The sequence below is a fragment of the Bacillus sp. FJAT-45350 genome (genome assembly GCF_002335805.1).
In the GTDB taxonomy this organism is placed as follows: domain Bacteria; phylum Bacillota; class Bacilli; order Bacillales; family NISU01; genus FJAT-45350.
This window is the reverse complement of the sequence record NZ_NISU01000001.1, coordinates 1,909,919-1,923,468: the sequence shown is the minus strand read 5'-3', so window position 1 is coordinate 1,923,468 and position 13,550 is coordinate 1,909,919. Positions and strand designations below refer to the sequence as shown.

Annotated in this window: 13 protein-coding genes; 12 read left to right on the top strand and 1 reads right to left on the bottom strand. The window is 36.0% G+C overall.

The window, feature by feature from the left end; genetic code table 11:
* The first annotated feature begins 3 nt into the window (after positions 1 to 3).
* The 9 genes from CD003_RS09630 (at position 4) to CD003_RS09590 (ending at position 11,113) form a co-directional block, all read left to right on the top strand.
* The gene (locus CD003_RS09630; protein WP_096200910.1) at positions 4 to 1,158 is read left to right on the top strand and encodes a CCA tRNA nucleotidyltransferase; all 1,155 of its coding nucleotides are present in this window, start codon (positions 4 to 6) and stop codon (positions 1,156 to 1,158) included.
* The gene (locus tag CD003_RS09625; protein ID WP_096200909.1) at positions 1,155 to 2,123 is read left to right on the top strand and encodes a biotin--[acetyl-CoA-carboxylase] ligase; all 969 of its coding nucleotides are present in this window, start codon (positions 1,155 to 1,157) and stop codon (positions 2,121 to 2,123) included. Before CD003_RS09630 ends, CD003_RS09625 begins: the two co-directional genes overlap by 4 nt.
* 393 nt (positions 2,124 to 2,516) lie before the next feature.
* Positions 2,517 to 3,353 carry a 3-methyl-2-oxobutanoate hydroxymethyltransferase gene (gene panB, locus CD003_RS09620; RefSeq protein WP_096200908.1) on the top strand — a complete coding sequence of 279 codons (837 nt, stop codon included), beginning with the start codon at positions 2,517 to 2,519 and terminating at the stop codon, positions 3,351 to 3,353.
* Positions 3,354 to 4,199, top strand: a complete 846-nt coding sequence (gene panC, locus CD003_RS09615) for a pantoate--beta-alanine ligase (protein WP_096200907.1) — start codon at positions 3,354 to 3,356, stop codon at positions 4,197 to 4,199.
* A gap of 66 nt (positions 4,200 to 4,265) precedes the next feature.
* On the top strand, positions 4,266 to 4,649 hold the full coding sequence (gene panD / locus CD003_RS09610; protein ID WP_096200906.1) for an aspartate 1-decarboxylase: 384 nt from the start codon (positions 4,266 to 4,268) through the stop codon (positions 4,647 to 4,649).
* A gap of 66 nt (positions 4,650 to 4,715) precedes the next feature.
* Positions 4,716 to 5,765 (top strand): tetratricopeptide repeat protein, encoded by a 1,050-nt coding sequence (locus CD003_RS09605; RefSeq protein WP_096200905.1) that lies wholly within the window; start codon positions 4,716 to 4,718, stop codon positions 5,763 to 5,765.
* A gap of 52 nt (positions 5,766 to 5,817) precedes the next feature.
* Positions 5,818 to 8,640, top strand: coding sequence for an ATP-dependent DNA helicase DinG (gene dinG / locus CD003_RS09600; protein WP_096200904.1), 2,823 nt, complete (start codon positions 5,818 to 5,820; stop codon positions 8,638 to 8,640).
* A 117-nt stretch (positions 8,641 to 8,757) separates the two neighbouring features.
* The gene (locus CD003_RS09595; RefSeq protein ID WP_096200903.1) at positions 8,758 to 9,663 is read left to right on the top strand and encodes a ComEC/Rec2 family competence protein; all 906 of its coding nucleotides are present in this window, start codon (positions 8,758 to 8,760) and stop codon (positions 9,661 to 9,663) included.
* A 151-nt stretch (positions 9,664 to 9,814) separates the two neighbouring features.
* Complete coding sequence (locus CD003_RS09590; RefSeq protein WP_257008290.1) at positions 9,815 to 11,113, top strand: amidohydrolase; 1,299 nt, start codon at positions 9,815 to 9,817, stop codon at positions 11,111 to 11,113.
* 79 nt (positions 11,114 to 11,192) lie between these two features.
* Here the strand turns inward: CD003_RS09590 and CD003_RS21850 are convergent, their stop codons facing one another.
* Positions 11,193 to 11,363, bottom strand: coding sequence for a hypothetical protein (locus CD003_RS21850; protein WP_179295504.1), 171 nt, complete (start codon positions 11,361 to 11,363; stop codon positions 11,193 to 11,195).
* A gap of 114 nt (positions 11,364 to 11,477) precedes the next feature.
* On the opposite strand from CD003_RS21850, the gene CD003_RS09585 reads away from it, so the two are divergent.
* From CD003_RS09585 to CD003_RS09575, 3 genes are all read left to right on the top strand, one after another.
* Entirely contained in the window at positions 11,478 to 11,648 is a 171-nt protein-coding gene (locus CD003_RS09585; RefSeq protein WP_096200902.1) for a YpmA family protein, read from the top strand.
* A gap of 11 nt (positions 11,649 to 11,659) precedes the next feature.
* Positions 11,660 to 12,142 (top strand): cell wall elongation regulator TseB-like domain-containing protein, encoded by a 483-nt coding sequence (locus tag CD003_RS09580; RefSeq protein ID WP_096200901.1) that lies wholly within the window; start codon positions 11,660 to 11,662, stop codon positions 12,140 to 12,142.
* 187 nt (positions 12,143 to 12,329) lie between these two features.
* Positions 12,330 to 13,514, top strand: a complete 1,185-nt coding sequence (locus CD003_RS09575) for a pyridoxal phosphate-dependent aminotransferase (RefSeq protein WP_096200900.1) — start codon at positions 12,330 to 12,332, stop codon at positions 13,512 to 13,514.
* Positions 13,515 to 13,550 lie beyond the last annotated feature (36 nt).

Below are 13,550 nucleotides of genomic sequence, written 5' to 3'. Positions count from 1 at the left end.
ATTATGAAGGAGAACTTTCAATCGGGTATCAATATTATTGAGAAACTAGAAAAAAACGGACATGAAGCTTATTTTGTTGGTGGGTCTGTGCGTGATTATTTAATAGGCCGTCCGATTCACGACATAGACATTGCTACCTCTGCGACAGCTGATCAGGTACTTAGAATTTTCTCTTCAGTAATTCCATTAGGGAAAGAACATGGTACTGTCATAGTTAAGTTTAATGAGGAGACATTTGAAGTAACTAGTTATCGTTCGAGTAATTTTAGTGCTAGCGAGAAAATTACGATTGAAGAGGACCTTTATCATCGTGATTTTACAATGAATGCTATTGCAATGGATAAGGACTTTAGATTAATAGACCCGATTGAAGGTCATCGTGATATAGAACAACAATTGATTTGCTCAGTAGGTGATTCGGTAAAGCGATTTACAGAAGATCCTTTACGGCTTTTACGTGGAATTCGTTTTGTGGCGGAGCTAGGATTTAGTCTTCATTCAGAAACAAAAGTAACAACAACTGAGCTAAGTTATCTTCTCAATAGTGTGGCAATTGAGAGAGTTGTGACTGAGTTTGAGAAAATGATGGCTGGCTCTTATGTAACTAAGGGGCTTCTTTTACTAAAAGAAACAGGGTTACATAAATACATACCATTTTTACATGTAGAAGGGTTAGAATGGTTAAGTAATTTAGATTCATCTGTATTTTCAAATGAAGAAGAGTTCTGGACTTTACTTACATATCTCTTTGCGAAAGATAATTGGAAAGAATATCTTACAATAATCAAAAAGTCAAACAAGCTTCAAAAAAAGGTTGGAGAAATGCTACCTCTTCTTATTATGACCAATAAATGGAGTGATTATGACTTATATCAGCATGGTATTAAAACAATTCAATCTGTGGAGAAAATTAAATCACAGTTGGGTCTAGGGGAACCGTCAGTGGATTTAATATCTCGCTATGACCAATTGCCGATAAAAAACAGAAGTGAATTAGTCATTAATGGAAATGACTTACAAAAAGAATTTCAAAGGGTACCTGGTAAATGGATTGAGGATTCCATACAATTTATAGAGTTAGCTGTTATATCTAATAAAATCAGCAATAACCGCAGTGAAATCCTACAATTATTGAAGGTAAGGGGGGATGTAAATTGAGACAAAAATTATTAGAAATTTTACTAGAGCATGAGGATGGATTTGTATCAGGACAGAAAATTAGTGAATTATTAGGGTGCTCAAGAACTGCGATATGGAAGCATATTGAAGAATTGCGCAAGTCTGGTTATGAGTTAGAGGCCGTTCCGCGAAAAGGATATAGAATCGTCAGTAGACCAAATTCGATTTCACCACAAGAAATAAAAGTTGGGTTACATACGAATACGATTGGGAAAGAGATAACGTTTCAGGAGTCGGTAACTTCAACTCAAGAGCTTGCTCACCGTCTTGCTCAAGAAAACGCTGTTGAAGGACATGTCGTAATTAGTGACGAGCAGACGAAGGGGAAGGGGAGACTCGGGCGAGTTTGGCATTCTCCAATGGGGACAAGCGTATATATGAGTTTGATTTTACGTCCGCAAATTCCACCACAACAAGCACCTCAGCTTACATTACTAGCAGCAGTTGCTGTAGTACAAGGTATTGAAAAAGCAACAGGGCTTCAATGTGAAATAAAATGGCCTAATGATATTTTGTTAAAAGGAAAAAAAATTGTCGGAATCCTAACTGAAATGCAGTCAGAACCAGATTGTGTTCATTCGGTTATTATCGGGATAGGAATTAATGTGAATCACAAACGTGAACAGTTTCCGTCAGATATTCGTGATATTGCTACATCATTATGTATTGAAAAGAATGAAGAAATAAATCGTGCGGCACTAATTCGTTCTATCTTTGAAGAGCTAGAAAGTTTATATGTTAAATACCTTGAACATGGCTTTGACATTATTAAACCACTTTGGGAATCCTATGCAGTTAGTTTAGGTAAGCAAATAAAAGCAACAACAGTGAAAGGTGTTTTAATTGGCTATGCCAAAGGGATTACGAATGACGGTGTTCTTCTTCTTGAAGATGCACAAGGAACGATTCATCCTATCTATTCAGCTGATATTGAGTTGAGTTAAAAGGTTTGAAATGACTTTTATTTTCGATAAGTAGAAATTATAAGAACTGCACTTATTGCAATATCTAAAGGTAAAAAAACAATCTTTTAAAAAAAGATTGTCACAAATTAGATCATTTTTGTTATACTCTAGCTATTGGGTAGTATCCTTGTTGGAACTACACCATATGACACTCTTTCTGGTTCAAAGCATTAGCAAGTTTAACCTATGAAAATCACTTTAGATGGTTTTCTCAAAAAAAGAAATTTCTGCCTTGATCCATGAGGGACTAGGACAGAGGGATGATCTAAACCGTTATTTTGTATGTACAATCCTTCTTTCCATTTTGTTGAGAGAAGGATTTTATTATGTCGGTTTATTTATCTTCCTCTGATATGAAAAGGAGGAACGTGAATGAAGACAACAACAGATTTTACTAAAATGAAGAAAAACAAAGAGCCAATTGCGATGATTACAGCGTATGATGCACCATCAGCTAGAATTGTAGAAGGTGCAGGGGTTGATATTATCCTTGTTGGAGATTCGTTAGGAATGGTTGTTTTAGGGTATGACTCAACTGTACCTGTTACATTGGACGATATGGTATTGCATACGAAGGCTGTACGCAGAGGTGCTAAGGATACATTTGTTGTAACGGATATGCCGTTTCTTACGTATCATGGGTCCCTTTCTGAAACGATGGCAAATGCTCGTCGCTTAATGCAGGAGGCGGGTGCTCATGCAGTCAAGCTTGAAGGCAATGGAGAAGTTATATCAACTATTGAAAGCCTTACAAATGCAGGCGTCCCTGTTGTAGCTCATTTAGGATTAACACCACAATCTGTAGGTGTATTAGGTGGGTATCGTGTTCAAGGGAAAGATGCGGATAGTGCGAAGCAATTAATTGAAGATGCAAAAGCAGTTGAAAAAGCGGGAGCATTTTCTCTCGTTTTAGAATGTGTTCCAAAGCAAATTGCTGAATATATTAGTGAAGTTTTAACGATTCCAGTGATCGGAATTGGTGCTGGTGCTCAAACTGATGGTCAGGTACTTGTTTACCATGATGTGATTGGCTATGGTGGCGACTTTGTTCCTAAGTTTGTAAAGAAATATAACAATATTACTCCTATCATTCATCAGGCAATTGAAGAATATGTAAAAGAAGTGAAAAATTCTAGCTTTCCTGAAGAGAAACATACCTTTACAATGAGTGAGGATCAGCTTGGTCATTTGTATGGGGGAGTAAAATAAATGAAAATTGTGTCCGAAATTGGATTGTTACAAGAACTAATCGGTTCTTTTAAAAAAGAGGGAAAAACCGTTGGGTTTGTGCCGACTATGGGTTATTTACACGAAGGTCATTTGAGCCTTGTAGATCGTGCGACGAAAGAAAATGATATCGTTGTCATGAGTATATTTGTTAATCCTCTACAATTTGGTCCTAATGAAGACTTCGATAAATATCCTCGGGATTTTGATAGAGATAAACAACTGGCTGAAAATGCAAACGTAGATATTTTATTTTTCCCGCAAGTAGCTGATATGTATCCTTCCGAATCTGCAATGAAAATTGCTGTTACACAAGGAGTAGATGTACTATGCGGGAAGAGCAGACCAGGTCATTTTGATGGTGTAGCAACTGTTGTATTAAAATTATTTAATATTGTTACTCCTGAGCGTGCTTATTTTGGTATGAAGGATGCTCAACAGGTTGCCGTAATTGAAATGCTTGTTCGCGATTTTAATTTAGCAGTAGAGGTCGTTCCTTGTGATACATTAAGAGAAGAGGACGGTTTAGCAAAAAGCTCTAGAAATGTAAATTTAACAACTACGGAGCGCAAAGAAGCTCCAGTTATTTATAAAAGCCTTTTACAGGCTAAGGATATGATTCGACAGGGTGAATCTAACACAGAGACAGTTGTTCAAAGTATAATAACATCTATTGTTGACGTAACAAGTGGAGAATTAGACTATGTACAAGTGTTAACATACCCAGAACTACAACAAATTACACAGCTTAAAGGCAGAATTATTATTGCCGTAGCACTCAAATACTCAAGCGCCAGGCTGATTGACAATTTGACATTTGACGTATAGAGCTTGTTTTAAATAAGTAGAGAAAAGCCGCTAAGAGGCTGTTTAAATTGAGGGAGGAAAATAAGAATGTTTCGTACACTAATGAAGTCAAAAATTCACCGCGCAAGAGTTACTGAAGCGGATTTAAATTATGTTGGAAGTATTACAATTGATGAAGATATATTAGATGCTGTCGATATTATAGAAAATGAAAAAGTTCAAATTGTAAATAATAATAATGGTGCTCGTTTTGAAACGTATGTAATTGCAGGCCCTCGTGGTAGCAAGGTTTTTTGTTTGAACGGAGCAGCAGCTCGCTTAGTTCAAAAGGATGATGTAATTATTGTCATTTCATATGCAATGATTGCTGAAGAAAAGCGCTCACAGCATGAGCCAAAGGTCGCGATAATGGATCAGAACAATCAAATCGTTGAAATGTTAGGTACGGAGCCAGCTTCTACCGTATTATAATATGCATATTCCCCTCTTATTGGTTGAAGACTGTTTTTAAAGACCCAATGAGAGGGGGATTTTTTTATGGAACAATGGAGGAAGCAATGGGAAACTGTTTACCAGTCATTAAAACAGACCCATAAATATATAAGTGATGAAGAGAAACAGAAGCAGTTAAAAACGCTTCATACAGCCACTGAATTTGCACTAGATACATGGGCAGAGATGGAAGAGAAAGTGAATTTACTTGAAGAGGAAATAGATGATGTTGATGAAAGTGTAACAACGTATACATCGAAAGGAACATCTTATTTCAAACTGAATATGTTTGATCATGCAATTGTTGAATTCCAGAAAGAGAAAAACAAATTTTGGAAACATCAAGAATTATTACAATTATATATTGGGTTTTCTCAATTATATACGAATAAATTTGATCAAGCTAAAGAAACATTTCTATACTTACTACACTTACGCCCATCTATGATTGAAAAGCATTTTGCATATGTTGGTCTTGGCTGTTTACATTCTCAGCATCAACAATTTGATGAGGCGTTAACATTTTATGAGAAAGCACTGTCACTTACAATGAATTCTGATGTTGTGTATAATATAGGAATGTGCCACTATAATTTAGACGAACCTCATTTAGCTATTCCGTATTTTAAGAAATCGATTAAGCTAATAGGAGAAGATGGGGAATCTTATTATTATTTAGGGCGTTGTTATTCGATGTTGGAGCAACCAACAAAAGCGTTTGAAGCTTGGATGTCTGCATTACAAATAGCAGAAACAAAAGAATTCCTACTAGCTCTTGCATATGAATTTGAATGGCTGGGCTATTATCTTGCAGCCTTGCATTGTTATAAGCGCTTAGTTACTTTAGGGTATACAGATCATACCGTAAATCATGGATTAGCATGGAATTATGGATTATTAGATGAACGTTCAAAGTCTAAAGAATTATTTACTGCATTAATAGAAAGGAATCCGACCGATGTAAACATCTTCATTTCTTATTTATGGTTACTAAAGACATGGGGTGAACATCAACAAATACAAGCTGTATTAATGGGAAGTAGTAAATCAATATTGAATCATCCATTGATTGAGCGAGTTCACAAAATTCATTAATAACAGATAACAAAATGAAGCTGTGGTTGGATTTGTACGATGAGGTGGAGAAATGCTTAAACAAAGGTATGTTGTCGTTGACATTGAAACAACTGGTCACTCTGTAGAAAAAGGGGACCGTATCATTCAAATTGGAGCAGTTGCCATAGAAAATGGTGAGATTGTCGAACGACTATCCACATTTGTAAATCCAGAGCAACCTATACCACAGTTTATTCAAGGGTTAACTGGGATTTCAGAACATATGGTTATAAATGCACCATCATTTGCTGAGGTAGTACCAGAATTACTTTCGATGTTAGAAGGTTCAGTTTTTGTAGCGCATAATGTTGCGTTTGATTTATCATTTCTACAGAAACAACTAGAATTAGTTAATTTATCTTTATTTGAGGGCCAGTTTATCGACACTGTCGAGTTGGCTCGTCTTCTTTTGCCTTCGCAAAATGGATATAAGTTAAATGAATTAGCTACCTCTTTAAATATAACACACGAAAGACCTCATCAAGCAGATAGTGATGCAGAAGTTACTGGTGAAATATTATTATTCTTTCTAGAAAAGCTTCAATCATTACCTTTATTAACACTACAACAATTAGAGCCGCTAACCTCATATTTGATTAGTGATATTGAAGATATTGTTATAAGTATTATAAGGGATAAACTAACAAAAACAGAAACAAACGATGAAATTGAACATTATCGACAGCTTGCCTTTCGAAAGCCTTTTGAGGTTAAACGAGAACATGTTGAGACTACCGATGATTTTGAAACGTATCAATCACAAATATTTGGTGAAGAAGGTTCTTTAGCAAAAGCCTTCGGTTCGTACGAAAGACGTGATGGACAGGAAGAAATGAGTGAAATGGTCGCTGAAGCACTTCGTGAAAGGCAGCACCTATTAATTGAAGCTGGGACTGGGACAGGTAAATCATTGGCTTATTTATTGCCTGCGGCCTTTTTCTCAAAACAAGAGAAACAGTCTGTTATTATTAGTACAAAAACGATTCCTTTGCAACAGCAGTTACTTGAAAGAGATATTCCTTTATTAAAAAAAGTTGCTCCCTTTAACGTTACAGCTTCTCTGTTAAAGGGAAGAAATCATTATTTATGCTTACGTAAATTTGAGCAAAGCCTAGCTGACCATACAAATGATAATTACGATACAATTTTATCCAAAGGGCAAATTCTAGTTTGGTTAACTGAGACAACACATGGAGATGTTGAAGAGTTAAATTTACCATCCGGTGGTCGGAACTATTGGCATCAAGTGAAAAGTGATGCGAGTACGTGTCTAGGGCGAAACTGTCCGTGGATTACGAAATGCTTTTACCAGCGAGCAAGGAGAAATGCCGAGCAGTCTGACTTAATCATTACCAATCATGCATTAGTGATGACAGACCTGGCACAGGGTCATTCTATTTTACCGAAGTATTCTTTTGCAGTTATTGATGAGGCTCATCATTTTGAAGAATCGGCAAGTGACCATTTAGGTTTACATAGTGACTATGTTTCATTTTCTCATCTTCTGAACCGTATCGGTAAGTCCTCGAGTGGAGATAGTTTAAATAGAGTGAAAGACCTTTTTATTAAATACAGTGTTCAAAAGAATGAGACTATGTTTCATAAAATTGACGAAAAGTTGGATGAAGTAAGAGTTGAATTAGATGAGCTATTTCGAATGATACGCTCTTATGTATTAAATAAAAGAAACATATCGAAAACTGAAGTCGGAAGAATTAGCTATAGATTTAATTCTCATGAAGAAGAAGACCCACTCTGGCAGGCGATTCTTGAATGTTCATACCGAACAATTATGATTTGTAAGGACTTTTCCTTATTAGTAAAATCAATGCTTGCTGAAGCTGAGCTTTTTAAAGAGCGAAGTTCTATAAAAGAAAAAGGATTTTTGACAAGTCTTTCAGGAATGGTTGATCAAGTATACGAAGAACGTGATAAATTAGAACAACTATTATTAGAGCATGATCCGGAGTCTGTGTATTGGGTTGAGGTAGATTCCAAGGGCGCTAGAAATGCAACTTATTTATATAGTAAGCCGGTTGATGTTTCAGAAATTCTTGCAGATCAATTCTTTTCTAATAAAAAAAGTGTAGTCTTAACATCAGCTACATTGACAATCAAGGGGTCGTTTTCTTACTTAATCGATCGTCTTGGTTTAGAAGACTTTGGACCAATGACAAAGATGATTGATTCTCCATTCGATTATGAAAAACAAGCTAAGCTTTATATACCACAAGATGTATTGAATATTAAAGAAGTAGATGATTCAGTCTTTATTGAAGACATCGTCCATAAAATAAAAAAGGTTGCCGTAATAACGAATGGTAGAATGCTTGTCTTGTTTACATCATTTGATATGTTAAAACAAGCTTATTACCTGCTGAAATCATTACTTCAGGAGGATGAGGAATTTATTCTAATTGGACAGGGGATTAATAGTAGCTCTCGAGCGAAGTTAATGAAAACCTTTAAGCAACATGAAAAGTCTATTCTTTTTGGAACTAGTACATTCTGGGAAGGAATTGATTTACCTGGGGAAGATTTGAGTTGCTTAGTCATTGTAAGGCTACCATTTTCACCACCAGATCAACCTTTAATAGAAGCAAAATCAGAAATGCTTAAGGAACAGGGGAAAAACCCATTTATGGCTTTATCCTTACCACAGGCAATTTTACGATTTAAGCAAGGTTTTGGACGTCTAATTCGAACGGAAAATGACAGGGGTGTTGTTATTGTTTTGGATAAGCGAATCATAACAACACGGTATGGATCTTCGTTCATCAAATCACTTCCTCCATTGCAGGTTCAAGAAGGGACAATGAATAATCTTATTGAAGATATTAAAGACTGGCTTTAATACAATTAGAGATCTCCTCCAGAATATTTTAATTTGTAAGTCATTGCAAAAGGGAACATAAATTTCCTCTTTTTGTCGTAGACTATTTGTGCAAAGTGAAAATGGGAGGGGATCATTATGCGTATGATTCTATCGGGATTCGTATGCATTTTTTCTATGCTTATTATGTTCGGTTGTGCATACGAACCTGTAGCAAAAAATGTTGGTGACGTTGATAAGGTTGAAGTTGATTTAAATTTGACTGATGAGGAAGTTGCTTTTACATACTTTGATATTACAAATGGTGAGGCAACTTTGATTCAATCTGGTAAAGGTGGAGCAATTTTAATAGGAACAGGTGAGAAATCATCAGAGCAGGAGTTAGCAAGAAGGCTAGATATCTATGACGTTCAAGAGATAGACGCTCTTGTATTAGTAAATAATAAACAAGAGTATATCGGGAATGTTTCCTGGTTACTATCAAATTACTCAGTTAATAAAATAATTGTTCCTAAAGGGTTGGAGGAAGATTTAAAAAGCAAATTTCAGGTGAATGGAGACATTATTGAAGGATGGGATGTTGGGGTACAAAGAGAGCTACTTCCTAATTTAGTTACTGAGGTTTATTATGCGGGTGAAGAGGGTAATAGTGAACAAGCCTTTGTTATTTCCTTTACATATGGAAAACAACGGACACTTTATATGGGAGTGGCTAATGAAGCAGTTGAAAGGCAGTTAGCAGAGCAATACTCACTTAAATCGGCTATATTGAAAGTAGCTGACTTTGGTAGTCCTTTTGGAACATCACAAGAGTTTTTAAAAGAAGTAGACCCGCAAATTGCGATACTGTTTCATAAAATGGGTGTTCGGCCAAGTGAAACCGTTTTGGAACGTCTTCAAGAAACCTGGATAGATATTTACCAAACAAGTAAAAACGGATCAATTTCTATAAAGTGTACGTCTGAAAATTATCAAATTTTAACTGTTCATACAGAGGAAGAAGAGGAAATTATCGCACCAATATCTAAAAAGGGTTGGTGGTAATAACCTAATGTAAACATGCGAAAGGGTAGTTATATAAATGTACTAAAAAAGTGCGTTTTCAAGGTCACAGAGAAAGTGTAGTTTTTCACCTTTTCAGTGACCTTAATGTAATGCACGCAACCTGCGAAGCTATTAAAGGGAGAGAATTGAATTGTCAGTTATATACTATAATGGCGTTATCGTTACAATGAACAGTAATCTTGATGTTTATAATGGTTTTCTTCATATTGAAGGAGATAAGATTAAACAAATTGGTGAAGGTTTACCAGATACGATAGACAAAGATACGACTTTAGTTGATTTAAATGGGAAATGGGTACTGCCAGGACTTATAAATACGCATGGACATACTGGAATGAGTTTATTACGAGGCTACTCTGACGATTTACCATTAGAAAGTTGGCTTAAGGAAAAAATGTGGCCGATGGAAGCGAAGCTCGATAAGGAATCAGTGAAAGCAGCGAGCTCTCTTGCCATATTAGAAATGATGAAAACAGGGACAACGACGTTTCTTGATATGTATCATATCTTTTTAGATGAGATAGCAAATCTTGTAGATGAGTCAGGTCTACGTGCTGTAATCACTCGTGGTATGATAGGTTTATGTTCAGAAGTAGAGCAACTGGCGAAACTAGACGAGGCAGTTTCGTTTGCGACAAATTGGAGAGGTCAAGCAGACGGACGTATTCAAACTATGTTATCTCCTCATGCCCCTTATACATGTCCTCCTTCATTTATTGAAATGATTGTTGAGAAAGCAAAGGAGAACGAGCTTCCAATTCATATTCACTTGTCAGAAACTAAAAAAGAGGTTGAAGACCATATTGCTCAATATGGAATTCGTCCAGTTGAACACTTACTTTCTTTGGGGGTATTTTCTATGCCTACGCTCATTGCTCATGGGGTTCATGTTAATGATGAGGAAATTGATATTTTGGCTTCAAATAATGTAGCTGTTTCACATAATCCGATGAGTAATTTGAAATTAGGTTCAGGTATCGCACCAATACCAAAAATGATAAAACAGGGAGTACTTGTTGCTCTTGGTACTGATAGTGTTGCCTCAAATAATAATCTCGATGTATTCCAAGAACTACGAATGGCCGCATTAATACATAAAGGTAATACATATAATTCAACGGTAATTACTGCAACAGAGGCGCTACAGTTTGCAACAGTGAATGGTGCAAAGGCTCTTCAGAATAATAACATAGGTTCATTAACGGAAGGAAACGAAGCTGATTTTATTACAATTGACCCAAGTAAACACCCACATCTCCAACCGAAAGAACATATTATCTCACACATAGTGTATTCAGCTTCTGGTGCTGATGTATGTGATGTTTATGTGAAAGGGAAACAACTTATGAAAGATAGAAACTGTTTGACTGTTGATGAGGAAAGGATTATCTTTGAAGCAAATAAACAATATAATCGAATACAAGCGTAAAGACCCTGTAGGGTAAGTACAGGATCTTATGAGGTGTGAGGTGGAATATTTTTTTGTTTTCTTACACAGCAAATTGGTTTTAATCACGATTCAATAGGATAGGGAATTGGGTTTGTCTTACATTGCAATTCAATATTTCTAGCTTTGTGGGACGTGCTTTGGACGAAAGGGCGTATAACTGCTTTTCCTTTTGGAATTGTTCGGCAGTTGAAGACGTGTTCCTTTCGATAAGAATTGTATGGTCTTGCACGCTCAATCCCTCCTTTGGTGAGCGATAATGTTAGTATTGGTTAGTTCCTGCTAACTATGATTAGTAAATCTTGACCATTCAGGGAGAACTTTTTATAAGGCGGAGGAATAATTGATGAAACAGAAAATGGATGTACTATCGACAGTGAAAATTGAAAAGTCAAAAGACAGATACAAAATTGTTGATGCTCTTAACCGTACACTTAAACGAAGTGATGTAATGTTTGGATTGGCATTAGATAAAAGTGATACGTCGAAAATGGTGTTCACCATTTATCGTACATAGTAGGTGATTGGATGAAAAAATGGTTTATTTTAGGTAGTTTAATCCTACTGCTCGCTATCATTGGGTTAACTAGTTATTTTTATATAATAGTTAGAGCACCCCTTGTAGAAAGTCAAGAGGAACTAGTTCAGTTTGCGCATGAGAACACAGAAATAAGTATAGTTAATGATGTTAAACATTATTTCGGCAGTGATGCTTATACAGTCATTTTTGGGATGAATGAGGAAGAGGAAAATATTATCGTTTGGATTCGTGAAGACAGGGAAAAGATAGTAACGAAAAAGGTAGATGATGGATGGTCTAAAGAACAAGTCATTCAGTTTGCTAATGAACAATTACCACTGGACAAGCTCGTATCAATTCGCTTAGGTGTGGAGCGTGAATTGCCTGTATATGAAATTGCGTACATCGATAACGAAGACCGTTACGCCTATCACTATATTACCTTTGATAATGGGACGTTTGTGAAGAGATACAGCCTGAGGAGGCAATGATGAATTATGAGTTATGAGTTATAAGTTAAAAAAGTTACACTCTTTTTTGGCTATATAATTATGTATTTTTATCATTCATAATTAATAAATCGTAATTCATAATTAACTAAGTTGTCTGATAAAAAGGTTGAATTGAAGGCAAACAACCCTTATAGTAATAATTAAATTCAAATGGGGAGGAAATAACATGAAATTAGCTAGTAGAGTGTCAACATTAACACCTTCATCAACGTTAGCGATTACTGCAAAAGCAAAAGCCCTACGTGAAGAAGGACATGATGTTATTGGGTTAGGAGCTGGTGAACCGGATTTTAATACACCACAATACATAATTGATGCAGCAATTAAGTCAATGGAGGAAGGACATACTAAATATACACCAGCAGGCGGTCTTCCAAAGTTAAAAGAGGCTGTTATCGAGAAATTTAAGCAAGACCAAGGAATTACATATAGTCAGAGTGAAATCATTGTTTGTTCTGGTGCGAAGCATGCACTTTATACGCTATTCCAAGCGATTCTAGATGAAGGTGATGAAGTTATCATCCCAACACCTTATTGGGTAAGCTATCCTGAGCAAGTTAAGCTTGCTGGTGGTAATCCAGTTTATATCGAAGGGAAAGAAAGCAATGAATTTAAAGTAACAAAAGAACAGCTAGAGCAAGCTGTTACTGGAAAAACAAAAGCATTTATTTTAAATTCACCAAGTAACCCAACAGGTTCTATGTATTCTAAAGAAGAAATGGAAGAGCTTGCGAAGGTTTGTTTAGAAAAAGACATTCTTATCGTTTCTGACGAGATTTATGAGAAATTAGTTTATGATGGAGCTAAACATGTTTCGGTTGCTCAATTGTCAGATGAAGTAAAAGAACAAACGATTATAATTAACGGTGTTTCTAAATCACATTCAATGACAGGCTGGCGTATTGGGTATGCAGCAGGTAATGTTGAAGTAATCAAAGCGATGACAAACCTTGCAAGTCATAGTACATCAAATCCAACAGCTAATGCTCAATATGGAACGATTGCGGCGTACACAGAGGATGATGGCTCTGTTGAAACAATGCGTGTATCATTTGAAGAGCGTTTAAACAAAGTGTATGAGCAACTTATTAAAATTCCTGGTTTCTCTTGCGTTAAGCCTAAAGGTGCATTTTACCTGTTCCCGAATGCAATTGAAGCTGCAAAAATGTGCGGTTATGACAATGTTGATGATTGGGTATCAGCATTATTAGAAGAAGAGAAAGTAGCTCTTGTCCCAGGTTCGGGGTTTGGTGCACCAGAGAATGTACGTCTTTCATACGCTACATCACTAGATAATTTCGAACAGGCTCTAGATAGAATTAAACGTTTTATTGAAAAGAAAAGCAAATAATTAAAAAAGCTCTAGCAGAAATTTAAATTATTCTGC